25 protein-coding genes are annotated in these 25157 nt (G+C 49.5%); 21 read left to right on the top strand and 4 right to left on the bottom strand.

Annotated elements, in window-relative coordinates; all coding sequences use genetic code 11:
• Positions 1-45 precede the first annotated feature (45 nt).
• The 11 genes from ABID13_RS12375 (at position 46) to ABID13_RS12325 (ending at position 8531) form a co-directional block, all read left to right on the top strand.
• Positions 46-771 carry an NAD-dependent protein deacylase gene (locus tag ABID13_RS12375; RefSeq protein ID WP_007861684.1) on the top strand — a complete coding sequence of 242 codons (726 nt, stop codon included), beginning with the start codon at positions 46-48 and terminating at the stop codon, positions 769-771.
• Between the two features lie 32 nt (positions 772-803).
• Entirely contained in the window at positions 804-1796 is a 993-nt protein-coding gene (locus ABID13_RS12370) for an aldo/keto reductase (protein WP_048929043.1), read from the top strand.
• Between the two features lie 36 nt (positions 1797-1832).
• Entirely contained in the window at positions 1833-2048 is a 216-nt protein-coding gene (locus tag ABID13_RS12365; protein WP_007861682.1) for a DUF951 domain-containing protein, read from the top strand.
• Between the two features lie 134 nt (positions 2049-2182).
• Positions 2183-2470, top strand: coding sequence for a 30S ribosomal protein S6 (gene rpsF / locus ABID13_RS12360; protein WP_007861681.1), 288 nt, complete (start codon positions 2183-2185; stop codon positions 2468-2470).
• A gap of 48 nt (positions 2471-2518) precedes the next feature.
• Positions 2519-2977 carry a single-stranded DNA-binding protein gene (locus ABID13_RS12355; protein WP_040415992.1) on the top strand — a complete coding sequence of 153 codons (459 nt, stop codon included), beginning with the start codon at positions 2519-2521 and terminating at the stop codon, positions 2975-2977.
• A 38-nt stretch (positions 2978-3015) separates the two neighbouring features.
• Positions 3016-3285, top strand: a complete 270-nt coding sequence (gene rpsR / locus ABID13_RS12350) for a 30S ribosomal protein S18 (protein WP_002568382.1) — start codon at positions 3016-3018, stop codon at positions 3283-3285.
• Between the two features lie 402 nt (positions 3286-3687).
• Positions 3688-4644, top strand: coding sequence for a uroporphyrinogen decarboxylase family protein (locus ABID13_RS12345; protein ID WP_045092970.1), 957 nt, complete (start codon positions 3688-3690; stop codon positions 4642-4644).
• Between the two features lie 17 nt (positions 4645-4661).
• Entirely contained in the window at positions 4662-6086 is a 1425-nt protein-coding gene (locus ABID13_RS12340; protein WP_048929042.1) for an ABC transporter substrate-binding protein, read from the top strand.
• A gap of 64 nt (positions 6087-6150) precedes the next feature.
• Positions 6151-7020 carry a carbohydrate ABC transporter permease gene (locus ABID13_RS12335; RefSeq protein ID WP_045092968.1) on the top strand — a complete coding sequence of 290 codons (870 nt, stop codon included), beginning with the start codon at positions 6151-6153 and terminating at the stop codon, positions 7018-7020.
• A gap of 11 nt (positions 7021-7031) precedes the next feature.
• Complete coding sequence (locus tag ABID13_RS12330; RefSeq protein ID WP_045092967.1) at positions 7032-7871, top strand: carbohydrate ABC transporter permease; 840 nt, start codon at positions 7032-7034, stop codon at positions 7869-7871.
• Between the two features lie 27 nt (positions 7872-7898).
• Entirely contained in the window at positions 7899-8531 is a 633-nt protein-coding gene (locus ABID13_RS12325) for a GntR family transcriptional regulator (protein ID WP_045092966.1), read from the top strand.
• A 59-nt stretch (positions 8532-8590) separates the two neighbouring features.
• Here ABID13_RS12325 and allE read toward each other — a convergent pair whose 3' ends face one another.
• The 3 genes from allE to ABID13_RS12310 all read right to left on the bottom strand — a co-directional run bounded on the left by allE (position 8591) and on the right by ABID13_RS12310 (position 11361).
• On the bottom strand, positions 8591-9379 hold the full coding sequence (gene allE, locus ABID13_RS12320) for a (S)-ureidoglycine aminohydrolase (protein ID WP_048929041.1): 789 nt from the start codon (positions 9377-9379) through the stop codon (positions 8591-8593).
• A gap of 56 nt (positions 9380-9435) precedes the next feature.
• Entirely contained in the window at positions 9436-10668 is a 1233-nt protein-coding gene (gene pepT, locus ABID13_RS12315; protein WP_045092964.1) for a peptidase T, read from the bottom strand.
• A 195-nt stretch (positions 10669-10863) separates the two neighbouring features.
• Positions 10864-11361, bottom strand: coding sequence for an L-2-amino-thiazoline-4-carboxylic acid hydrolase (locus tag ABID13_RS12310; RefSeq protein WP_007861662.1), 498 nt, complete (start codon positions 11359-11361; stop codon positions 10864-10866).
• Between the two features lie 318 nt (positions 11362-11679).
• Between ABID13_RS12310 and ABID13_RS12305 the strand changes: the two genes are divergently transcribed.
• From ABID13_RS12305 to ABID13_RS12275, 7 genes are all read left to right on the top strand, one after another.
• Positions 11680-12633: an ABC transporter permease gene (locus tag ABID13_RS12305; protein WP_007861661.1), complete on the top strand. Its 954-nt coding sequence runs from the start codon at positions 11680-11682 to the stop codon at positions 12631-12633.
• Positions 12634-12726: 93 nt separating this feature from the next.
• A complete protein-coding gene (locus tag ABID13_RS12300; RefSeq protein WP_007861659.1) occupies positions 12727-13608 on the top strand; it encodes an ABC transporter permease in 882 nt (293 codons plus the stop codon).
• 33 nt (positions 13609-13641) lie between these two features.
• Positions 13642-15303, top strand: coding sequence for an ABC transporter substrate-binding protein (locus tag ABID13_RS12295; RefSeq protein WP_007861651.1), 1662 nt, complete (start codon positions 13642-13644; stop codon positions 15301-15303).
• 40 nt (positions 15304-15343) lie between these two features.
• On the top strand, positions 15344-16342 hold the full coding sequence (locus ABID13_RS12290; RefSeq protein WP_048929040.1) for an ABC transporter ATP-binding protein: 999 nt from the start codon (positions 15344-15346) through the stop codon (positions 16340-16342).
• Complete coding sequence (locus tag ABID13_RS12285; RefSeq protein ID WP_007861649.1) at positions 16329-17306, top strand: ABC transporter ATP-binding protein; 978 nt, start codon at positions 16329-16331, stop codon at positions 17304-17306. Before ABID13_RS12290 ends, ABID13_RS12285 begins: the two co-directional genes overlap by 14 nt.
• 15 nt (positions 17307-17321) lie before the next feature.
• Positions 17322-18740 (top strand): Sapep family Mn(2+)-dependent dipeptidase, encoded by a 1419-nt coding sequence (locus ABID13_RS12280; RefSeq protein ID WP_082173767.1) that lies wholly within the window; start codon positions 17322-17324, stop codon positions 18738-18740.
• Positions 18741-18809: 69 nt separating this feature from the next.
• A complete protein-coding gene (locus tag ABID13_RS12275) occupies positions 18810-19460 on the top strand; it encodes a GntR family transcriptional regulator (RefSeq protein WP_227162028.1) in 651 nt (216 codons plus the stop codon).
• 71 nt (positions 19461-19531) lie between these two features.
• On the opposite strand, the gene ABID13_RS12270 is transcribed toward ABID13_RS12275, so the two are convergent.
• Positions 19532-20506, bottom strand: coding sequence for a LysR family transcriptional regulator (locus ABID13_RS12270; protein ID WP_007861645.1), 975 nt, complete (start codon positions 20504-20506; stop codon positions 19532-19534).
• Positions 20507-20649: 143 nt separating this feature from the next.
• On the opposite strand from ABID13_RS12270, the gene ABID13_RS12265 reads away from it, so the two are divergent.
• The 3 genes from ABID13_RS12265 to ABID13_RS12255 all read left to right on the top strand — a co-directional run bounded on the left by ABID13_RS12265 (position 20650) and on the right by ABID13_RS12255 (position 25101).
• Positions 20650-21963: a GntP family permease gene (locus ABID13_RS12265; protein WP_048929039.1), complete on the top strand. Its 1314-nt coding sequence runs from the start codon at positions 20650-20652 to the stop codon at positions 21961-21963.
• A gap of 13 nt (positions 21964-21976) precedes the next feature.
• Positions 21977-23140: an amidohydrolase family protein gene (locus tag ABID13_RS12260; RefSeq protein WP_007861643.1), complete on the top strand. Its 1164-nt coding sequence runs from the start codon at positions 21977-21979 to the stop codon at positions 23138-23140.
• Between the two features lie 305 nt (positions 23141-23445).
• The gene (locus ABID13_RS12255) at positions 23446-25101 is read left to right on the top strand and encodes an ABC transporter substrate-binding protein (protein ID WP_045092960.1); all 1656 of its coding nucleotides are present in this window, start codon (positions 23446-23448) and stop codon (positions 25099-25101) included.
• Positions 25102-25157 lie beyond the last annotated feature (56 nt).

The following is a 25157-nucleotide window of genomic DNA, read 5'->3' as shown; positions in this document are numbered from 1 at the left end:
TTGTCACTGAAATCCCATAATGATTAAAGGAGGGGCATGGATCATATGAATGAAAAATGGCAGCAGTTAAAGGACTGGATCCAATCCAGCGGGAACATTGTGTTTTTCGGCGGTGCGGGGGTATCCACGGAGAGCGGTATCCCGGATTTCCGGAGTGTGGACGGTTTGTATAACCAACAGTATAAGTATCCGCCGGAGACGATCATCAGCCACAGCTTTTATGTCCGCAATCCTGAGGAATTTTACCGGTTTTACAAAGACAGGATGCTTTTTACCCATGCAAAGCCCAATGCAGCCCATCAGGCCCTGGCGAGACTGGAGGAACAGGGAAAACTCAGGGCTGTCATTACACAGAACATTGACGGGCTGCATCAGATGGCGGGAAGTAAAGAGGTCTTGGAGCTTCACGGCTCCGTACATAGGAATTATTGCACCAGATGCGGCGAATTTTACGGGCTGGATCATGTGATAAACAGTGAGGGAGTCCCCCGATGCAGCTGCGGGGGCACTGTAAAGCCGGATGTGGTGCTGTATGAGGAGGGGCTGGACAACCGGATCTTACAAAAGTCCGTGGACTATATACGGAATGCGGACATGCTTATTATCGGCGGTACTTCTTTGGTGGTATATCCGGCAGCAGGCCTTATTGATTATTACCGGGGCAATCGTCTGGTGCTTATTAATAAAGGCGCCACTTCACGGGATTCCCAGGCTGACCTGGTTATCAGCGACAGCATCGGGGAAGTTCTGGGCGCAGTGGTTTTGGAGTGAATAAATGTATAATACGAAAAGGGGCAGATCATATGTACAAAGCAGCGGGAAACAGATACGAAGTTATGGAATATAAGCGCAGCGGCCGAAGCGGTGTCCTGCTGCCAAGGATCTCACTGGGGCTTTGGCAGAATTTTGGCCTGGAGAAATCCCTGGAAGAGCAGAAGGACATTTTATTCCGGGCATTTGATATGGGGATCACCCACTTTGACCTGGCTAATAATTACGGCCACCCTGCCAGGGGAATGGCGGAAGAAAATTTTGGAGCCATCCTTAAATCGGATCTTGGAAGATACAGAGATGAACTGTTCATTTCCACCAAAGCGGGATATGACTTCTGGCCGGGGCCCTATGGAAACTGGGGTTCCAGGAAATACCTGATGGCAAGCCTGGATTCCAGCTTAAAGCGCATGGGACTGGATTATGTAGATGTATTTTACCATCACCGCCCGGATCCGGAGACGCCGCTGGAGGAGACTATGGGTGCGCTGTCCGATGCGGTGAGGCAGGGGAAAGCCCTGTATGTGGCCATATCCAATTATCAGGCCCCGGAAGCAGAAAAGGCAATTGCCATGCTCCGCGCCAACGGCACGCCATGTCTGCTGCACCAGCCGCGTTACAATATGCTGGAGCGGTGGGTGGAGGACGGCCTGCTGGAGCTTCTTGACAGGGAAGGCGTGGGGTGCATCTGCTTCAGCCCATTGGCCCAGGGAGCGCTGACAGACAAGTATCTTTCCGGCGTGCCGGAGGGATCACGGGCATCCAGGGAGGGGAACACCATAGGCGGACGGTATCTGTCTGAGGAGAGCCTTGTTAAGATCAGGGAACTTAACCAGATCGCCGCCTCAAGGGGACAGACCCTGGCCCAGATGGCACTTGCATGGGTCCTGCGGCGCAGTGAGGTGACAAGTGTGCTCATAGGGGCAAGCAGCACCGCACAGCTGGAAGACAATGTGGCGGCTCTGGACCATCTGGCATTTGAACCGGATGAACTTGAGAAGATCGAGTCCGTCCTGAGCAGATAGAGGGGCTGTATTTACATATAGAAGTGGAGTAATAAGATGATGGAAAAGCTGAATTACGAAGTGGGTGATGTGGTAAAGCTGAAAAAACCGCATCCATGCGGCAGCAATGAATGGGAAATCCTTAGAGTGGGAGCCGACTTCCGGCTGAAATGCATGGGATGCGGACACCAGATCATGGTGGCCCGCAGGCTGGTGGAGAAGAATACCAGGGGATTGACCAAAAAAGGGGCGAATCCACAGGAGCTGCAGTGATGAAAGTTATAAAAATATTAAAAAACATCTTGCAATTGTCCCGGGAATTTGATAAAATAATACTCCGTGACATATCATATCCTTGCTCCTGTTACTGAAAGCAGGGGCCAGAGACCACAAGGAGGTAAAGCAAGATGAACAAGTATGAATTAACCGTTGTTCTGAATGTGAAGCTTGAAGACGATCAGCGTGCAGCAGCACTGGAAAAGGTGAAAGGTTACATCACACGTTTCGGTGGCACCGTGACCAATGTAGATGAATGGGGAAAGAAGAGACTTGCATATGAGATCCAGAAGATGCATGAAGCTTTCTACTACTTCATCCAGTTTGAGTCCGATTCTGTATGCCCGAATGAAGTAGAAGCACACATTCGTATTATGGAACCAGTTATCAGATACTTATGCGTTAAAGTAGAAGCATAAGACATACCCAGCCCGTGTAAGCGGGAAAGAAAAAGGAAGAGTGACCGTATGAACAGAGTTATCCTAATGGGAAGATTAACAAGAGATCCGGAAATCAGGTATTCACAGGGAGAGCGCTCCATGGCGATTGCCAGGTACACCCTTGCAGTGGACAGGAGAGGACGCAGAGGCCAGGAAGGCGGAGACCAGACCGCAGATTTTATCAACTGTGTGGCATTTGACCGCGCAGGAGAATTTGCAGAAAAGTATTTCCGTCAGGGTATGCGTGTCCTTGTTTCCGGCAGACTTCAAACAGGTAGCTATGTAAATAAGGAAGGTCAGAAAGTATACACCACCGAGGTCATCCTTGATGACCAGGAATTCGCAGACAGTAAGGGCGCAGCTTCTGAAATGGGCGGCTATACGCAGTCAGCTCCTTCTCAGAGACCGGCTCCTACCAGTGCGATTGGTGATGGGTTTATGAACATTCCGGATGGAGTAGAGGACGAAGGACTTCCATTTAACTAGAATGTTCTATGGTTGAATAATAAAGGAGGACAACACCAATGGCATTTAATAAAACAGATAGACCAGATGGCGCTAAGATGAGAAGACCAGGCGGAATGCGCAGAAGAAAAAAAGTATGTGTATTCTGTGGCGATAAGAACGGCACAATTGATTACAAGGATGTTAACAAGTTAAAGAGATACGTATCCGAGAGAGGCAAGATCCTTCCCCGCCGTATCACCGGCAACTGTGCTAAGCATCAGAGAGCTCTGACTGTAGCGATCAAGCGCGCACGTCACATCGCTCTTATGCCTTATACCTGTGATTAATAATTGGTAACAGATCAGGACGGCGGGAAAATGGGTGCCAAAGCGGGCGTTAAGCTTGCTTATAAGTCCGTTTTTCCACCCATTTTCACATGGGATTTCCTGAACAGTTACAATAATTGTATATTAAAAGTCCCGAGGCCGGTGGGCCCTGGGGCTTTTTTTGTGGTAAAAATTATTGGCCAGAACGTGGGAATTATACGGCTTTTCATATGTCATGCGGGGTGATGAATAAGGACCATGGGGGACGGCGGTGAAATAGATAGTTAAAAAATATACAAAAAATATAAAAATATTATGAGAATATATATAAATTAGCTAAAAATATTCTTGACAGCTAATAGTAACAGTGATATTATCAGTGGTATAAATACAGAACTGTTCAGCTATTGGAGGAAAGAGAAGATGACAAAAAAAGAGCGGGTTATTGCAGCAATTGAGGGTAGAGAGGTGGATTATGTGCCGGTTGGTTTTTCACTTCATTTTCCGTCAGGGAAAGAAAAAGGAGAGCAGGGAGTTAAGTCCCATCTGGAGTTTTTCCGCCGGACCGATACAGATATTATTAAGGTGATGAATGAGAACCTGGTTCCGGATGTGGGTGAGATAAAGACACCGGGGGATTGGGATAAGATACCGTCATATTCCATGAATGACGGGTTCATGAAGGATCAGATCGAGATGGTTAAAAGGATTCTGGACCAGGCAGAAGAGGATGCCTTTTCTCTGGGAACCCTTCACGGGATCTGTGCTTCTGCCATCCATCCCATTGAAGCAAGATATGGCTATGAACATGTGAGGGAGATGTTCTGCGCCCATATCAGGGAGAATAAGCAGCCGGTGGTGGAAGCCTTTAAGCGGATTACTGACGGTATGTGCCAGCTGGCTGTAAGATATAAAGAACTGGGCTTGGATGGTATCTACTATGCGGCCCTAGGCGGGGAACAGCATTATTTCACAGATGAGGAGTTTTCGGAAATCATCGAGCCGTTTGACAAGGAGATATTAAGAGCGTCCAAAGAGGCTGGTGCATATAACTTCCTGCATATGTGCAAGGACCATCTGAATGTGAAACGGTATAAGTCCTATGAGGCGCTGACCGATGTGGTTAACTGGGGAGTTTATGAAACCGGCTTCAGCCTGGAAGATGGAAGAAAACTGTTTCCGGGCACAACGATCATGGGAGGACTTGCTAACAGAAGCGGTGTTATGGTAGAGGGCACGGTGGAGGAGCTGAAGGAAGCGGCAAAAAAGGTGATTCGTGATTATGGAAAGACAGGATTTATCCTTGGCGCGGACTGTACATTGCCGACTGAGATTCCATATGACAGGATCCGGGCAATTGCAGAGGCGGTAAGAGAATAATAAAGGGAGGTTTTTTTATGAAGAGAACAGTAGCAGGACTATTAGCAGCAGTGATGACGGCAGGCATGATAACTGGCTGTGGAGGTTCAGACACCGGCAAGGCATCGTCTTCCGGCAGCAGACAGGCGGCAGGCGGCGCTCAGGTGGCAGACGGCAGCGGCAGCCAGGAGTCAGATAAGACTGTATATCCTGCGGGGACCATTACTATCTATGGCACAGGACAGCCCCAGTATCTTCAGGAGTACTATGACGCATGGCTGGATGCCCACAGGGATATAGCCCCGGATGTGAAGATTGAGATCGTGCAGACAGAGGGGCACGCCCAGAGCCGCGAGAAGATCACCATGACAGCATTGGCCGGTGCGGATGAGGATCTTCCGGATGCCACATACCTGGATCCGGTTAATATTATGGATCTTTCCCAGGCGGGAATCTTAAAGGATGAGACTGAATTCCTCCAGCCTTACATAGAGAAGATGGTGGACGGCGCTGCGGCAGATGCCACCATAAGCGGAAAGATCTATGGACTTCCGGAATCGGTGCGTCCTAATGTACTGTTTTACAACAAGGATATCTTTGAAACGTATGACATTGACCCGTCCATGATGAAGACCATGGAGGGATATATTGAGGCGGGACGCCAGTTAAAGGAAAAGAGCAATGGTGAAGTATATCTGTCCTACATCAGCCCAAGCAGCAAGACCTGGAGATATTGGGGAAGAAGAGGCCTAATGCCTCAGGCCAATGCAAGGATCTGGGATGAAAACGGAGCAATTGTAATAGGAGAGGACGAAGGTACAAAGATGGCCCTTGGAACACTGGATACCTTATATTCAGAGGGCATGTTATTAAAGTCGGAGATTATGGAACCTGCATTATATGATGCAATTAATGAACAGAAGGTGGCAACATTTTACATCGGCGCCTTCTGGGATGAGTTTATGAGAAAGAACTGCCAGCAGACAGCGGGGCAGTGGGAGGTTATGCCTTCGCCTGAATTCGAGGGTGTAGGCAAGGCCGGAGCGCCTGTATCCTCCTACTTCTGTATTGTGAATAAAGGGGATAATGTGTATGCAGGGCTGTTGGAACAGCTATGGAAAGATTTCACATTTGATACGGAGTCCAGAAACACATGGGTAAAATCCATGGAATCCCAAAACGCTCCATATGCCAACCCTATATCCCTGGAGATGCTGCAGGATGATTTCTGGAAAGAGCCATCTGATTTTTACGGCGGCATGTCATTCCGTGAGATGGAGGGCAAGTGCCTTGAAAATGGAGCAACAAATATGGCAGTAACACCACAGGATGCGGAGGCCGATGAGATCATTTCTTCTGAGCTGGAGAATTATGTGGCAGGCAATCAGACCATGGAACAGGCCATTGCCAACATGGATAAAAATCTGAAAGCAAAAATCGGGCAGGCAGAAATCATAAAGTAATATGCACTTTGTCTGGGGGAAGGCACGGTCTTCCCCCATGCTTTAAAATTTAAGGAGTTATAGTATGCTGAAGATATTTAAAAAATATAAGGCTCCCTATTTGTTCATACTGCCGTTTTTTCTTCTGTTTCTCGCATTTCAGCTGATTCCCACTATATGGACATTTTACATCAGCCTTACAAACTGGAAGGGGATTGGAGCACCGGAGTTCTGCGGGATCAATAACTATAGAAAATTGCTGATCGACAATATGTTCTGGGACGCATTGAAGAATACCATGGTATATTGGATCACGGGCCTTGTATTCATATTGATTCTCTCAGTGCTGATTGCAAGCCTGCTTAACTCGGATATGTTAAAGGGAAAGGCGCTTTTTAGAACGGTTACGTTCCTTCCCAATATCTGTGCAGCTATTGCAATGGGTTTAATATTCAGAATGCTTTTTGACGAGAACGTAGGTCTTTTCAATGAGTTTTTATCATGGATGGGGCTGGGGAAGGTCCCTTGGCTTACCAGCACCCAGTATTCTAAGATTCCGGTAATTATGCTGAATGTGTGGAGAAATACACCGTGGTTTACCATGATCGTATTTTCCGGCCTGTTAAATATTTCCCGGGATTATTATGAGGCGGCCACGGTAGACGGTGCCAATAAGTGGAAGCAGTTTATATACATAACACTTCCGTCTCTTGGAAATATTCTTTTCTTCTGTTCCATAACACTGACGGTAGACAGCTGGAAGCTTTTTAATGAGTCATATATTTTACCTGGTCCCAGTACATCCAATACATCATTGTTCCAGTATATGTATGAATCAGGCTTTAACATCTTTAATATGGGATACGCCTCCGCTATTGGAGTTATTCTAATCCTGATTCTGGCAGTGCTGTCTGTGATGCAGATGGTGGTGAAGCGGAAACAGGGAGAATTATAGGGGGGAAATAGATGGGGTATAAGGGCAAAAAAATCTGGGCAAGCTTTGCAGTACACGCATTGTTGATCATTATATCATTAATATGTATTCTTCCTATATTGTGGATGTGCCTGATTTCAATCAAACCAACATCAGAAAGTATCAGTGGGTTTCAGTCCATATGGGTTGCAGAGCCCACTTTGGATAACTTCAGAAAATTATTTGACATGATACCGGTGGGACTGAATACGTTCAACAGCGTATTTACCACTCTAATGGGAACAGCCACTTCCCTGTTCTTCTGCTCACTGGCAGGATTTGCATTTGCCAAATACAAATTTCCGGGAAGGGATTTTCTGTTCTATTTTGTGATCGCAACAATGCTGGTGCCTCCGGAGGTTGGGGCGGTTCCGCTGTTTGTGATCATGAAAAAAATAGGGCTGATCAATAGTCTGTGGTCACTGATCGTCCCCAGGATTGCCACTGCGGTGGGTATTTTCTACATGCATCAGTATATCAGCGATGTTCCTGATGAACTGATAGAGGCTGCCAGAATTGATGGCTGCAGAGATTTTGGGATATTTTACAGGATCATCCTGCCCATTATCAAGCCGGCATTGGCATCCTGGGCAGCAGTCACCCTGATCGCCAGGTGGAACGATTTCTTCTGGCCTCTTCTGTACCTACGCAAACAGGCAAAATACACATTGATGGTCACAATTTCCCTGCTTCCCGTAAGCGAGGGGCTCTCAACACCGTGGCCTGTAATTCTTGCGGGCACAACCCTTGTAATTATTCCAATTATTGTGTTATATTTAATATTACAAACATTCCAGAAATCAGGGATGATGGCAGGAGCTGTAAAAGGCTAAACTCATATTAAATAAAGGGGATATACAATGCAGGGGCAATCGATAAAAAGTCAGGTACATGACGGAATTATGAAGGATATATTGGATGGGACTTACAAAGCCAATGATATTATTAACGAAAAGACATTAATGGAAAAGTACGGTGTCAGTAAAACTCCCGTAAGAGAGGCGCTGGTCCAGCTTTGCGGTGAGGGCGTCCTTAACAATATTCCAAGATTTGGATACCAGCTGACAGTGATACTTCCAAGCCAGATCATCGAAATAGTTGAATACAGGAAAATCATCGAGTTAGGGGCCCTGGAGATGAGTTTCCCCCATTTGACCCGGGAAAACTTCGACCAGTTAAAGGCATTGAATGAAGATGCTGGGAAAATTACCTATACAAAGGACTCGCGTATCCATTGGGAAACCAACATACAGTTCCACAAAACTTTGTGCAGTTTCTGCAATAACACCTTTATCCAAAGGTCCTTGTCCGATGCGCTAAATATATGTACCAGGATTTCCAATCAATATTTTATCCAAATCTGGAATAACAGTCAGGTTTCAGACGGAAGGAACCATATACGTCTGGTGGAGGCAATGGAAGAGGGGAACTTGGAGCAGGCCAAAGAAATACTGGCAGATGATGTGGAAGCATTTAAAAATGAAATATTATAATAAGTTTGATGAGAATAAAAGGCAGAGAGGATAGAAATATCCTTTTCTGCCTTTTAACTTTATAAAAATGCGTCCCGGTTACAATCTTTTGAGTAAATATAAGCAAATTCTTCATCCCGTCCCACTCCGTAGGCGGCCTGGGGACAGTAGGCACCCATGAACAGATAATCTCCCTTTTTTACAGGGATCCAGTCATGATCCAAAAGATACATGCCCTGCCCGGAGTAAATATAAGCTCCGTGTTCCTGCACATGGGTTTCCGCGTAACCGTGGCTGGCTCCTGGCTTAAAGGAAAGGATATGGAAGTTCATGTCAAAACCCGGATCATCTTTTGCTGGCAGAAAGTCCTTCATGCGCACATCGGCCATGTCCTCATATTCCATCCAGTCCACATCATTGATATTGGCAATGACTGTGTGTGCCTGACAGCCTTCTTGCTTTACATATTTTCTTTTATAGAGAAATGCTCTTGCGTTTCCCCCGAGGTTTTCAAAATGCAGCAGTCTGCCTTCCGGACAGAATATGTATCCGCCTTTTGTTAAGACAGCCGTCTCGTCTTCATTCCATACCTTTAAGGATCCCTCAAACAGATAGAGAAAAGTTTCGATGCCCTCGCCGCCAAATCCGGCCCGGTTATATCCTCCCGGGCTGACGGACAACAGGTAGTCCACAAAGGATGCTCCCAGCTTTGGGGATGAGAGTATGGTGATCTCACATTCCTGAAAGCTGGGAATCACATTCTTTACCAGACCGTCCGGTTCCAACAGTGCATACATACCTTTTTTAATAATGGATCTGTTACAAAGCAGATCGTTTCTGTAGCCGGTTACCTGGTTAATATATCCCATATCATTTTCTCCTATGTGTATCTTGTTTATTTGCAGGCTTTATTTTATAAAAAGGGCTAACTATACAGTTCCACCAAATATTTGAGGATCTCAACCACTTTTTCCATGGATTGGACAGACACAAATTCATGGCGTCCATGGCCGTTCTGGCCCCCGGTGCAAAGGTTGGGGCAGGGCAGGCCCATGTAGGACAGGCGGGAGCCATCGGTTCCGCCGCGGATAGGATCCACAATGGGGGTGACCTGGGCCTTTTCCATGGCCTCAAATACATGGCTGATCAGTTCCTTATGGTCCTTCACCTTTTCATACATGTTCAGATAGCTTTCCTGGATCTGGATTTCCACAGTGCCCTGGCCGTATTTATTATTCAGATACCTGCAGGCTTCTTCCATCAGTTCCTGACGCCTTAGAAATTTACCATGATCGTGGTCCCTTATGAGGAATTTCATCTTGGCCGTTTCCGTGCACCCCTCCAGACGGTCCAGGTGGTAGAAACCCTCGCGTCCCTCCGTGCACCCGGGCGTCTCATAGGCGGGGAGCAGACTCTGGTATTCCATGGCTATGAGGATGGCGTTTTTCAGCACGCCTTTAGCATACCCGGTATGGGCCGTGACGCCATGCACGGTGACAAAGGCGCTTGCAGCATTGAAATTTTCATAGGAAAATTCCCCCAGAAGCCCTCCGTCCACAGTGTATCCATAGGCAGCGTCCAGCTTCTTTATATCCACATGGTCCGCTCCCCGGCCGATCTCCTCATCCGGGGTAAACAGGATGCTGAGTCCGGGATGGGGATGCTGGGGATGTTCTGCCAGAAACTGCACCAGTGTCATGATCTCCGCCACACCGGCCTTGTCATCCGCGCCCAGAAGGGTGGTGCCGTCCGTGACGATCAGGTCCTGGCCCACAAAGCGCTCAAGCACAGGATATTCACTGACTCTGGTGACAATATTCTTCTCCTGATTCAGTACAATATCACCTCCGTCATAATCGGACACAATACGGGGCTTAATGTTGGCTCCCGACATATCCATGGCCGTATCCATATGCGCGATCAGGGCCAGACCAGGCTTGGCGCAGCCGCTGGAGGGCGGTATGTGCCCGTAGACGCAGCCGTACCGGTCCACTTCCGCATCCTCCACTCCCAATTCCTTCAGTTCATCCGCCAGATAACCGGCCAGCTTCAGCTGTTTGGGAGTGGAAGGCACCTTGCCGCTGTCAATATCGGACTGGGTGTCGAACCCCACATAGGTGAGAAATCTGTCTTTTACATTTCTGCCTCTTACATTCATGTAGACCTCCTTAAAGCGTTGGAGTCTCTGATCGGGCTCCGGTGCTCATATTACAAAATATTATACAGGTTATGATGCCGGAATACCAGAGGTATTATGCAGATACTCCCCGGAATCACAAAAGGCCGCCATATGAAAATGACAGCCTGAGAGCCATGTGGCAGGTTCCCTGTAAAGTATTTGAACTGATACGAATTATTTATGGAAATGCAGGTGGCAGCATCCGTCTCCGGCAGCAATGGTCTTTGTGATATCCAGTGTCAGCCCCATCTGGTCGGCAATACCGCGGTCCCCGTCCATGGCCATGTCGCACAGCAGTTCCAGTTCCTTGCCCTTATAGCCTAGTTTTTCCCAGGCCTGAACAAGGGGACACTGGCGGAATTCTGCCACCAGGCTGTCATGGGAGGACTCGAGCACATCGATCTCCATGTTTTTTGCGCCCTGTCCGCTAAAGAATGCCCTGCCAAAATCAGCGGCGCTGTCCGGGTCCTCACAAAGGGGCTTATACATGTTGTCGCCATGGATATGGCCGCACTTGCGGATGGCTTCGCGGCACATCTTCTCAGCGTCAGCGCCCTGCTCCTTAGCCTGTTCATAGAGAAGTGCCATCCATGTGGCTCTGTGCTCCACGGCACCGCGGCAGGCCATGGTTGCGGGATCGGTAAATTTAGGTTCATTGTGTTTAACAGACATCTTAAAATCCTCCTTCAATAAAATCAGTTTTTGATATTCCGATTTTATCCAGGCACGCAGAAATAACTGTTATTTATTTAAACATGCAAATGTAATCTAGTCAATACTTTCAAAGACTTAAATATATTTTTGTCGATTATGCCAATAAAAAAGAAAAAAAGTGTGCATATTAAACAAAAATAATTAAAAAACAGTTCGTAAGGTTGACATTTACGTTATATCTGATATTATCAGTGATATAACAATGATATTCTTAGTGTTCAGGCACGCAGCTACCCATTAAGAAGGATCACGGAAATACGGAGGTCGATAAACAACATGTTTAAGTACATTGTAAAACGTCTGTTGGTAGCGATTCCCACCTTTTTCGGAATAACTGTTCTTGTATATCTGATTTCGGCAATGGCTCCCGGAAGTCCCCTGGAGATGCTCATGGCAGATCCCATGGCAACCAAGGAGAGTATGGAAGCGCTGAAAACACAGATGGGGTTAAATGACCCGGCGATCATACAGTATTTCCGGTGGCTTGGAGCCATGCTCCAGGGAAATCTGGGGATCTCATACCGGAACAGCCTTCCTGTACTGGGACAGGTACTGGAAAAATTGGGACCCACACTGATACTTACACTGTCATCTACTGCGCTATCAGTTCTGATCGCAGTGCCCCTTGGCATCATGTCAGCGTATAAGCCCTATTCCGCATGGGATTACGCCTCATCCGGATTTGCATTTGTAGGGGCATCCACCCCTACCTTTTTTACAGGTCTAGTGATGATCTATCTGTTTGCAGTCAAGCTTCGGGTACTGCCCATGGGAGGAATGTACGATGCCGGGGTACATACGGTCGGCTCGGCAGTCAACCATCTGATCCTGCCCTGTCTGGTTCTGACCATATTTAATATAGGCAGCATACTGAGGCAGACCCGGGGCAGCATGATGGAAGTGTTCAGCGAAGACTATATCAGGACAGCCAGGGCCAAAGGCCTTGTAGAACCAAGGGTTGTCATTGTCCATGGCCTCAGGAACGCTCTGATCCCTGTGGTAACTGTTCTCAGCACCATGATTCCGTTTATGTTCGGAGGCGCTGTGGTGGCGGAGCAGGTATTCAGCTGGCCGGGGCTGGGAAGCCTTATGGTCCAGTCCATTAATGCAAGAGATTACCCCATGATAATGGGGATCACCGTAGTAATTGCAGCAGCCGTTCTGGTGGGCAATGTCCTTACGGATATTGCTTACAGTCTGCTTGACCCAAAGATAAGGGAGAGCCGTTAGCCGCCTCACTGGTTCGTGGACAACCTCACCAGGTGGGCCGCATGTATTGTACATAAACGGCCGGAGAACAGCTGTAACAAAGGAGGTAAGAGGATGTCAGAGACAATCGTCATAAAAAAGGACTCATATTATCGGGACGTGCTGAAAAAGTTCACGGCCCACAAGCTGGCCATGATCGGCGTTGCAATTATTGCATTGGAAGTATTCCTGGTGGTATTTCTTCCCATCATCCTGAAACTGGATCCATACACATCGGATATACTGGCCTTCAGCGCAAAGCCCGGTCCCGGCCATTTACTGGGAACAGATGACACGGGAAGGGATGTGTTCGCAAGGCTGGTGTACGGCGGCCGCGTATCCCTTCTGGTGGGTCTGCTTTCCGCCATCATAAGCCTTTGCATCGGCGTCCCCCTGGGGCTGATCGCCGGTTATTACAAGGGGATATGGGAAACCATTGTCATGAGGGCCGCGGACATTTTCATGTCATTCCCATCCATGATACTGGTGCTGGTATTGGTTGCCGTGATCGGACCCTCTGTCTGGACCGTTACGCTGGTGATCGGCGTGCTGGGATGGACGGACTTTGCCAAGCTGATCTACGGCAATGTATTGTCGGTCAGGGAAAAGGAGTACGTGGAATCAGCAAAGGCCGTGGGGACCAAGGACCTGCCCCTTTTGATGAAATATGTGGTGCCCAATGCGTTTGCCCCCATATTGATCAACTTTACGTTCCGTACCGCCCAGGCCATTATCCAGGAATCCGCACTCAGCTTTCTGGGCATGGGCGTTCAGCCGCCCCAGGCTTCCTGGGGAAATATCCTGTACGCGGCGCAGTCCATCACCGTGCTTTCATCCAGGCCGTGGCTCTGGGTGCCGCCGGGCATTTTGCTGGTGCTTACGGTTACCAGCATCAATTTTGTAGGGGACGGCATCAGGGACGCCCTGGATTCAAAGACAAAGATTAAAAAGAAATAAAACAAACACATACAAGTTTAAAGGAGGAACATTATGAGACGTAATTTTGTAAGAGTAATTGCAGCTTCCATGGCATGTACCATGCTGCTTTCAGCGTGCGGCGGGTCTTCCCGGGGAACATCCGGCACGGCGGCCAATGCAGGGGGAACGGCCCAGACAGAAGCGCCAAAGGCTGGGGGAAGCAGCACCGGCGAGAAGATCGTTACCATTGCACAGTCCGGGGACTGGGATACGTTCATGGTGATGAACACCACCAATGCAGGCGCCGACAATGTAAATGAGCTTATGTTTGACCGTTTGATGACCATTAACACGGACGGCACGTTTGAACCCAGGCTGGCTGATTCCTGGGAGACCAATGAGGCCCGGGACAAGATTACATATCACCTGAACGAGAACGCGAAATGGCATGACGGGGAACCTGTAACCGCAGAGGACGTGGTCTACTCCGCACAGGTTGCATCTTCCTCTGAATATAACTACCTGCGCCGCATCCGTATGCAGTACTTTGCGGGTACCGATGACACCGGATGTGAGACAGGGACTGACAGTGTGGAAGTAAAGGCCGTGGATGACCATACGGTAGAATTTACCTTAAAGACACCCATGGATCCCTCCATTGTCTATGCTCTTGTAAACCGTGACTTTTTTATCATTCCAAAGCACCTGTTGTCCGGGATCTCCGATGGGGACCTGGTAAATGATGCGTTCTGGCAGAAGCCCATTGGCTCCGGCCCATGTATCTTTGACAGCACCGAGTCCGGCGTGTCCATAGAGTTTAAGGCAAATAAGGACTACTACCTGGGCGCACCTGATTTTGACAGGCTGGTGTTCAAAAAAGTACAGTCCTCCAATATCCTTTCCGGCCTGATGAGCGGCGAGATCGATGCCCTTTCCGGAAATACGCAGATCCCTCTGGCTGACTGGGATGCTGCCAACAACACCCCGGGTGTTGCCGCAAAGTCCGTACCCACCTTTGCGTACCAGTACATGGCCATGAATACTTCCAGGGATTACCTGACAGAGGACATCCGCCATGCAATCAGCCTTGCCATCAACCGCCAGGTGATCGTGGACCAGCTCCTTCAGGGCCAGGGACGCGTTGCCATCGGCCCCCTTCCTGAAGACCACAAGTACTATGACACAAGCCTGAAGGTTGAATACGATCCTGAGAAGGCAAAGGAAATGATCGAGGCAGCGGGCTGGGATGCAAACCGCGAACTGGAAGTACTGGTTTCCACTGGCAATGAAGTGAGGGAAAAATCAGCGATCCTGATCCAGCAGGATCTTCAGAAGATCGGCATCAAGACAAGGATCCAGACACTTGATTTCCCCACCCTGCTGTCCAATGCGCGCAATGGCGAGTATGATCTGTGCTTTATCGGCTCCGCCGGTTCCGTTGATCCATCCGAATCCGTACCTAACGTGACGGCAGGCTACATGAATAACTTTACACAGCTGTCCGACCCGACTTTGGGCCTTTTGGGCGAGGCCGGAGCCAAGGAGATCACATTTGAGGCACGTAAAGAGGCTTATGACAAATATCAGCAGGAACTGTTTAAGCAGATGCCAATGGCATTCCTGTATTTTACCAATGACCTCTTTGGATACAGCGAGAAGCTGGAGAATGTGCGGGTAGGCGCCATTGATTACAATGTGAACAAGAATGTATGGGCCTGGAAGGTGAATAAGTAATCGGGATCAGCATGTTCCATACGAAAAGCGAGGTACTTAAATGTCTGAAAATTTGATTGAAGTAAAAAAACTCGTAACCCAGTTTTCCGGAAAGAACGGAACAGTTACTGCTGTGGACGGCGTATCCTTTCATATAAAAAAGGGCGAGACCCTGGGAATCGTGGGAGAGTCAGGCTGCGGCAAATCAGTGACGAGCATGTCAATTTTGAGGCTGATTCCTCCCCAGTCCGGTAAGATCGCATCTGGAGAGATCCTGTTTAAGGGAAAAGACCTGACCAGGCTTAACCAGAAGGAAATACGCCAGATCCGTGGTAACGAGATCGCCATGATATTTCAGGACTCCATGACAGGGCTGAATCCGGTTATGACCATCGGAAAACAGCTTGTAGAAACAATAACCGCGCATAGTAAGATGGATAAAAAACAGGCATGGAAACGCGCCGAGGAGATGCTCATGAAAGTGGGCATCCCCTCCCCGGCCCAGCGCCTTAAGGAGTATCCCCACCAGCTTTCCGGCGGCATGAGGCAGCGTGTGATGATAGCCATGGCCCTTTCCTGCAATGCATCCCTGTTCATAGCGGATGAACCCACCACTGCCCTGGATGTTACCATTCAGGCCCAGATCCTGGAGCTTATGAGGGAATTAAAAGAAAAGGATAACAAGTCGATCATGCTCATCACCCATGACATGGGTGTGGTTGCGGAGATGGCGGACGAGGTAATGGTCATGTATGCGGGCAAGGAGATGGAGTACGGGGATGTGAAGAGTATTTTTAAGCATCCGCTCCATCCGTATACCCAGGGGCTGCTTAAGTCCATCCCCCGTCTGGACCAGAACAGCGCGGAGCGCCTCTTTAATATCCCGGGGTCGGTCCCGGATCTGAGCGAAATGCCAAAGGGATGCCGGTTCTGTACCCGGTGTACGCAGGCACAGAGCAAATGCCATGAACAGGAACCGGGGCTCTATGATATAGGGGGACAGAAAGTTCGCTGCTGGAAATATGCGCCGGAGGGAGGCTGGGAACATGAGGTCGAATAAAAACATATTGGTTGAACTAAAGAATGTAAAAAAAGAGTTTATCACAGCCAAAACCATGACCGGAAAACCGTTAAAGATCGTCCATGCCGTGGACCGGATCAACCTTTCCATCTATGAGGGGGAGACCATTGGGGTGGTGGGTGAATCGGGATGCGGAAAGTCCACGCTGGGGCGGTCCATCCTGCGGCTGATCGATCCTACCTCAGGCCAGGTCCTCTATAAGGGTGATGATATCACAAAGTACAACAAAGAGCAGATGCGCCAGATGCGCAAGAAAATGCAGCTGATCTTCCAGGATCCGTATGCCTCCTTAAATCCCCGTATGACTGTGCTGGAGCTGATCAAGGCTCCCCTGGACGCCTTTGGAATGGGTAGCAATGAGGAGCGCATACAGAAGGTAAAGGAGATCATGGAACTGGTGGGTATGCCGGAGAACATGATGAACCGTTATCCCCATGAGTTCTCAGGAGGACAGAGACAGCGCATTGTCATCGCAAGGGCCCTTGTGCTGGACCCTGAATTCGTGGTCTGTGACGAGCCGGTGTCCGCTCTGGATGTGTCGGTCCGCGCCCAGGTGCTGAACCTGATCCAGGACCTTCAGAAAACAAAAAAACTCACCTATCTGTTCATTTCCCATGACCTGAGTGTGGTTAAGTACGTGTCTGACCGTATTGCTGTAATGTATCTTGGGAGGATTGTGGAGATTGCAGAAAAGGATGAGCTTTATAACAACCCGCAGCACCCTTACACCAAGGCCCTGCTGTCAGCGATCCCCATCCCTGATGTGGATAATAAGATGAAGAGGGAGATCCTTACGGGGGATGTGCCCAGTCCGCTGAATCCTCCCCGGGGCTGTTATTTCCACACCAGGTGTAAATACGCTGCCGGCCGGTGCTCTCAGGAATGTCCGAAGCTTCATGATGTGGGCGGCGGTCATATGGTATCATGTCATCTGTGCGAATAAGGAAGGAAAATCAAGATGTTTAAACCTGACAGCAGTTTTATGCAGGAGATCGATCAGTGGATCGAAAAAAACAGCCAGGCATTTGTAAAGGACCTGGACAGATTAGTAGCCATTCCCAGCATATCGGTTCAGGGGGATGAGAAATATCCCTTTGGAAAAAATTGCGGGGATGTGCTGGATGAGGCGGTTTCCCTGGCCGCAGGGTATGGATTCCATGTGGAGAATCATGAGTATTACTGCGGCAGTCTCCTGGTAAAGGGGACGGCAAAGGAACCGAAGCGGATCGGCATGTATGCCCATCTGGATGTGGTTCCACTGGGGGAAGGGTGGCATAATCCGCCTCTTAAGTGCACGCTGAAAGACGGATTCTTGATCGGCCGGGGAGTGGGGGACAACAAGGGGCCGGGTATCTGCGCCCTGTACGCCCTGCGGTATTTAAAGGAGCATGGCATTGCCCTGAAAAATGACGTGCTTCTTTATTTTGGCTTGTCAGAGGAAACGGGAATGCAGGACATTGAGTATTTTTGCCGTACCCAGCAGGTCCCGGATTTCAATCTGGTGGTGGACACTAATTTCCCTGTATGTTATGGGGAAAAGGGTCTGATGAGGGCTGATATTGAGCGGGAAATGGACGGAAACCTGGTATCCTTCCATGGCGGCAGCGTGGTCAACGTGATTCCGGCAAAGGCCGAAGCCGTGCTTTCAGGGGTGGACCTTAAAGAAGCCGTGGAAAGACTGAAGGGAATAGACGGGATCAGCGTGGAGCAGGACGGGGCGGATATAAAGGTTTCAGCCCGGGGCATATCCCGCCATGCGGCATTTCCGGAGGGGTCCGTGAATGCGGTCCATGTTCTGGCAGGTGCTCTGGCAAAGAGCGGACTGGTCAGAGGCAGTGCCGAAGATGCAATGCGGGCAGTGGAATCCATGACATCTGATTATTATGGGGTGGCATGCGGCATTCCCTTTGAGGACAGTGAATCCGGAAAGCTTACCTGTGTGGGCAGTGTTGCCCATGGGGAGAAGGGAAGGATCAATGTGTCCTTTGACACCAGGTATCCGGTGACCGTGGATGGCCGGGAGGTGGCGGAAGGTTTTAGAAAACAGGCGAAATCCCTGGGATTTGGGATTACCATCGGCGAGCTGTCGGCACCGGCCTATGTACCTCTTGATAATCCCTACATTCCTGTGTTAAGTGAGATCTGCGATCATGTCCAGGGCAGGCATTATGAGCCTTACACCATGGGGGGAGGAACCTACTCCAGGCATCTTCCCTGTGCCATCGGATTCGGGCCGGGTGTGCCGGATGCGCCCAATCCCTTTGAGAACGGCCACGGACAGGGGCACCAGCCCGATGAATGTGTTCCCTTACAAATGTTGCTAAAAGGTTTGAAAACATATATAATATCCCTTATGGAGCTGGATCGTATGCTATAAGGAAATGCTTTAAGGCATGTTGGAAAAAAGTGGGAGGGAATGTATATGGGAAGCGGGAAGCCATCGTCTTTGAAGACTGAAATATATGATTCTATTCTGAAAGACATAATAGAGGGCAACTACAAGCAGAATGAGATCATCAATGAAAAACAGTTGATCGAAAAGTATGGGGTGAGCAAATCCCCGATCAGGGACGCCCTGATCGAGCTGTGTAATGAAGGAGTGCTGATCAGCCATCCCAGGTATGGATATGAAGTGGTCAGGATCAATGAAAAGGAGATACGGGATATAGTAAATTTCCGGATCATGGTTGAGACAGGATGTCTCAGGGATGCCGCCTCCATCATGACCAGGGGTGATATTATGGAGCTGCGTGAGTTCACCCTGACTGAGTGTTCTGACAAGGATAAGGACCTGACCATCCTGAAGCACTGGGACAACAACAGCAAATTCCATCTCCGCCTGCTTTCCTACAGCGGGAATGAGTACTGCTACAGTATGCTGCAAAAAAGCATTGGAATCATGACAAGGGCCTATGCCCAGAGGCACTGGGAGAAATGGGGAACCATCTCCATCCGCATGGGCTGTGAGAACCACCTGAAGGTGATCGATTATCTGATGGACAAGGATCTGGAACGGGCGGTGGATGAACTGCGCCGGGATATTGTGTCATTTCTCGATATTTTATATCCAAACTATGGAAGTCATATGTATATGTAATGTCTGATCCAAGCCATGGAGAAATTTCTCCATGGCCCTTTTGGTTATAAAATCATCCTATTATGGATCCGTTATAAACCTGCCGCCCTGCCTGGGGCCTCTGAACAGGGAAATGGCCGTCTCATCTGCATGGCCAGTTCCGCCCCATACTCCTTAGCCAGCTGTATAAAATACCGGGATGCCTCGTTTAAATGGGTATTCTTGCGGTAAGTGATGTAGGTGGTCCAGCTGATGGGAGGGGAGAGACGGAACCAGGACACAGCATCACGGTCCGGGCTGCACAGGGCTCTGGAAAAGGGCAGGACGGTACAGCACAGGCCGGTGGCAGCCAGCTTTACCAGGGCGTGGTTCATGCCTGTCTCGATCAATATCTTGGGCTGGTATCCGGCCGCGGCAAAGGCCGGGTCAATGATGCCGCGCATGGTGGAATTGGGGAACATCAGGGCAAAGGTATCCTCCTTAAAGAGCTTTAGATCCATAAAGGGCATGGGTTCCCCTGGGGCGGCGCACTGACCGGCACAGGGATGGGTTTTTGGCACTCCCAGGATCATCTCCTCCTGGTACAGGGGGATGTATTCCAGATTGACCTTGTCCTGCTCACCCAGCATGACCAGGCCAAAATCCAGCTTGCCTGCGGCGATCATGCTGTGCTGCTCAGCCACATAGCGCTCCAGCAGATGAAAGTTAATGCCCGGATACTGCCGGTTGAATTTGGGAAAAACAAAGGTGAACAGGTCAATACCGTGTTCCAGGGTCAGCCCTAAGGTGATCTCGCCCACGGTGTTGTTTTTCATATCAGACAGGATATTGTAAGTATTCTTTTTGATCTTCATGATCTCACGGGCATTTTCCACGTAGATCCTGCCTGCCGCGGTCACCTGCAGATGGTGCTTATCCCTGTAGAACAGCTGGATCCCCAGTTCCTGTTCCAGCTTGATCAGCTGCTGATTCAGGCCGGACTGTGTGATGAAAAGGGATTCCGCTGCCTTGGAAATGCTGCCGTGGTCTGCAATTGCGATCATATATTCCAGCTGTCTTAATTCCATAAAAACTCCTTCGCACTTTTACTACTATCCGATATAATTACTCTTAAGTTCACTTCTTACTACTCTGCTATTATAATAAAAACATATCAAAAAGTCAGTACTATTTCATGAAAATGTACAAATCAAAAGAAAAGGGGTATAATATGTTAGGTATTGTAGGGCTGGTCTGTGCTGTCGTGGCCGTTATTTTCCTGATCTGGAAAAACTGGCACATGGCCATTGTGTCTTTAGTGGGCGCTATTATTGTGATCGTATTTAATGGAATGAATCCCGTGTCCGCCATCACTGAGAATTTTATGACCGGGATGAGCGGGTTTGCCGGGAGCTGGTTCCTGCTGTTCATGCTGGGATCCATATTCGGCAAGGTAATGGGGGAAAGCGGCGCATCCGTGGGGATAGCGGGCAGTTTATTAAAGCTTTTGGGGGATAAGTCAGTGGTCCTGGTCATTATGATTACCGGATTAGTGCTGTCCTATGGAGGAATCGGAACTTTTATCATTGCATTTTCCGTGTATCCCATTGCAGTCGCCCTGTTCCAGAAGGCGGATATACCGAAGAAACTGATCGTGGCAACCATCATGGTGTGTCCGGTGACCGTGTGTATGGCCATGCTTCCAGGTTCACCGTCCACGCAGAATCTGCTGCCCACTACATATTTTAACACAACGGCTTACGCGGGAGCCAAGATCGGCATTATCTGCTCCGTGCTCATGTTTGCGGCAGCTTATCTTTACCTGAACTGGCAGATCAAGGCCGCAAAGGCAAACAATGAACACTTTGTGGCAAGCCCGGGGGAAAACATCATGGATCTGCAGTCCGTGGAGCAGGGAAAGACGCCTGAGGTGTGGAAATGCTATGTTCCCATCGTTGTCCTCCTGGCCGCCATGTTCGGTTTCCAGAAGCTGACCGCCATGCCCTCCACATACGCGGTGTCATGCGCCATGATCTTGGCCATTGTGATCGGATGCATCCTTTATAAGGATAAGCTGGATATCCAGTTAGCCATCAATGACGGCGCCTCAGGCGGCCTGGGCGCACTGATCGCCACCTCCTCCATCATGGGATTTGGAAGCGTGGTATCCGCTTCACCGGCTTACGGGATCGTCACGGACGCTCTGGTGAACATGAACATCGGGCCTCTGGCCACGGCTCTTATTTCCATCAACGTGATCGCGGCCATCACAGGTTCGTCCGCAGGCGGACTGAATATTTTCCTTTCCAGCATGGGCGGATATCTGGCTTCCACCGGACTGAACACAGCCATGCTTCACCGGGTGGTATGTATTGCCTCCTCGGGCTTTGACGCAATGCCCCATGCCTCCGGCATGGTGGTGTGCAACCAGATCGCCAGGACTTCCCAGAAGGATACATATAAGCATGTGTTCATTACCTGTGCGATCATGCCGTTCTGCTGTGCCATCCTGGCCTGCGTCCTCGGCACCATGGGAATTATCTGACAGAGGTGACATTATGAAAGCTGATTTTATCATTCGGGGCGGCAGGGTCATGGACCCTGTCACGGCCACCGACCAGATTCGGGACGTAGTTGTCTCAAATACAAGAATTATAGACCCCCAGGGGGAAATGGTGGAATGTGACCATGTGATCGATGCATCAGGCTGTATTGTGGCTCCGGGCCTTATTGACTTCCATACCCATATTTTCTATGAGGGAAGCGGCACCTGCCTGCGCCCTGATTTCATGATCTCCCAGGGGACCACGGCTGCCGTGGACGCAGGAACCGCAGGAACGGTTACCTATGAGGCATTTTATAAATCCGTGATCGCCCAGTCCACGGTCAGGATAAAAAGCTTCCTGACCACATTTTCAGGAGGACAGCTGGATTTTAAGCTGTGCGAAGATTTTGATCCCTGCCTGATCAACCTTCCCAGGATGGAGCGGGTCATTGACAAATACCGGGACAATATCCTGGGACTTAAGATCCGTCTGTCAAAGGGCGTGGTGCCTGATGATAAGGGGCTTGAATACCTGAAGCGGATCGTAGACCTTGCGGAGGAATTGGACAATAAGCTGGGGACCTCCCTCAGGGTCTGCGTCCACACCACCAACGCACCCATTACAGCCGGCGAACTGGCTCAGTGCCTGCGTCCGGGGGATATTTTCTGCCACTGCTACCAGGGCGCGGGCAATACCATTGTCACGGAGGACGGAGGGATATCACCCCTTGTGCTGGAAGCAAGGAAGCGGGGAGTGATCTTCGATGCCGCCAACGGCAGGGGGAACTTTGGGGTGGATACAGCCAGACGGGCTCTGGCAGCCGGGTTCCTTCCCGACATCATCAGCTCCGACCTGACCCTGGATAAGTTTAATATACCGCCCTATGCCAAAAACCTCCTTTTTGTCATGGCAAAATACAGGACCTTGGGCATGGAACTGATGGATATCCTCAGGGCAGTGACCGCGGTGCCTGCCAGGATCATGGGGATGGAGGGTAAGATCGGTACGTTAAAGCCGGGAGCGGATGCGGATATTGTTATCCTCAAGCAGAAGGATCTGAGCTTTACTCAAAAGGATTTCCGGGATGAGGAACTGACAAGCCATGAGCTCCTGGTTCCCCAGATGACCATGTGCGCAGGGGAGATCAACTTCTGCCAGTCGGATTTCTTCCTATAATTATAGGAGCTTTCTGGAAAAGATAGAAACTAAGTAACAGTTACAAAGATCATACAAAAAGACCGGGCTGTATTTGTCTGAAAGGCATGAAATTGTCTAAAAGGCATAAAAACAGCCCGGTCTTTTATGAAACTATATCCCCCCTTGTTACAGATTCGTCTTTCCATTTAATTTTACCTATGATAAAATAGAAGGTACGCTGGTCAATTGTAATACCAGAGCTATTGACATTTGGAGACTGTGATGATATAAATAAAACCATACTAAATTACTATGAATAGTGTGCTTGATCGGGAGGACGAATTATGAAGAATACAACAGGAGTGGCAAAGCGGTGTGTTTCCCTGGCATTGGCCGCGGTTATGGCATTGTCCCTGGCCGGCTGTAAGGGAAAGGCAAATGAAGGTATACAGGCAGAGGGCGGTTCGGCGCCAGCCCAGACAGGGGCGGCGGGGGAGAAGATCGTAAACATTGGTGTGACAAGCTCCCTGAATACCCTGAATCCTCTTTTGATGGACGGGGTGGAGATGAACAAATACGCCACAGGCCTTATGTTCCTTCCGCTGATGGACCTGGATAAGGATATGAATTTTGAGGGAATGCTGGCTGACTCCATCACGGCGGAGGATGGCAGCAACTTCCTGGTGCATATTGATGATCAGGCTGTCTGGTCCGATGGAACCCCGGTGACCGCAGATGATGTGATTTATACGGCCCTGCGTATCTGCAGCCCTGTTATTGGGAATGTGGCCATGATGTACTATGTATTTGAGGGCGTGGGCGATGACGGATTTGTGGAGGCGGGAGCCGACCATGTGGAGGGCATCACCAAAGTGGATGACAAGACCGTGCGCTTTACCACCAAGGCACCCATGTCCCTGATCACATTTAAAGCATCCTATGCCCGGTATCTCATGCCCCTTCCAAAGCATGTGATCGAGAATATCAGCGAGGAAAATCTTATGTCAGACCCCTGGTTCAACAAGCCGGATGTGGTCAGCGGACCTTACAGGGTAACTGAATTTGACCGGGATCACTATGTGGCCTATGAGGCTAATAAGGATTACTGGAAGGGAGCGCCTAAGATCGACCGTCTGAACATTAAGATCGTGGAGGGAAGCCAGCTCTATGCAGGCCTTAAGTCAGGGGAGATCGATGTGACCCAGAATACCATGAGCTCCATTCCCCTGGAGGATTATGAGAGCGTCCAGTCCCTGGAGAATGTGAATGTGTCCTTTGGCGATCCTATCACCAACCAGTCCGTATTTATCCGCACATCCAACATACCGGATGCAAAGGTCCGCCAGGCCATGCTGTACGCCATTGACCGCCGGCAGATCCTGGACCAGCTGTTAAAGGGCAATGGGGAGGTATCGGAAGGATTCCTGTCCTCTGCCAGCCCCTACTTTGATGAGTCCATCACTCCTGTGACCTATGATCCGGAGAAGGCAAAGACCCTTTTGGAGGAGAGTGGCTGGGACAAAAATAAGACCATTAAGTTCTGCATTGATTCAGGTGACAGCACTTTTGTCAACGCCGCTTCTGTCATTGCGGCGCAGTGGGCGGCCGTGGGGATCAAGGCGGATATCCAGACCATGGATATAAACACACTCCTTGGCAATGCTAACAAAGGAGATTTTGACGTGATGGCAGTGCAGTACACCTACCCGCCGGTAGATCCCTACGCAGATGTTGCATGGCTTCTGGGCGGTGAGGGCAGCTGGACGGAATACAGCAATGATAAGGTGAATGAGGCACTGTCCAAGGTGCAGCTTTCCAGCGATATCGGTGAGCTGAAGGGGCTGTACTCCATTATAGATAAGCAGGTACAGGAGGATGTACCCATGTTCTCGGCCTATATCATCAAAACCATGGCGGCTGTTAATAAGCGCCTCACAGGTGCGGAGCCCAGCGTATACGGGTTCCTGAACCATGTGGAGCAGTGGGATATAGCCCAGTAAGCCAATTGAATCGCTTATGACTGAATCCCGGGGGGCGTTACGCTCTCTGGGTATTC

Source organism: Enterocloster citroniae, from assembly GCF_040545455.1.
In the GTDB taxonomy this organism is placed as follows: Bacteria; Bacillota; Clostridia; order Lachnospirales; family Lachnospiraceae; genus Enterocloster; species Enterocloster citroniae.
The sequence above is the reverse complement of the archived record's forward strand: the minus strand, read 5'-3'. Positions and strand labels throughout refer to the sequence as shown.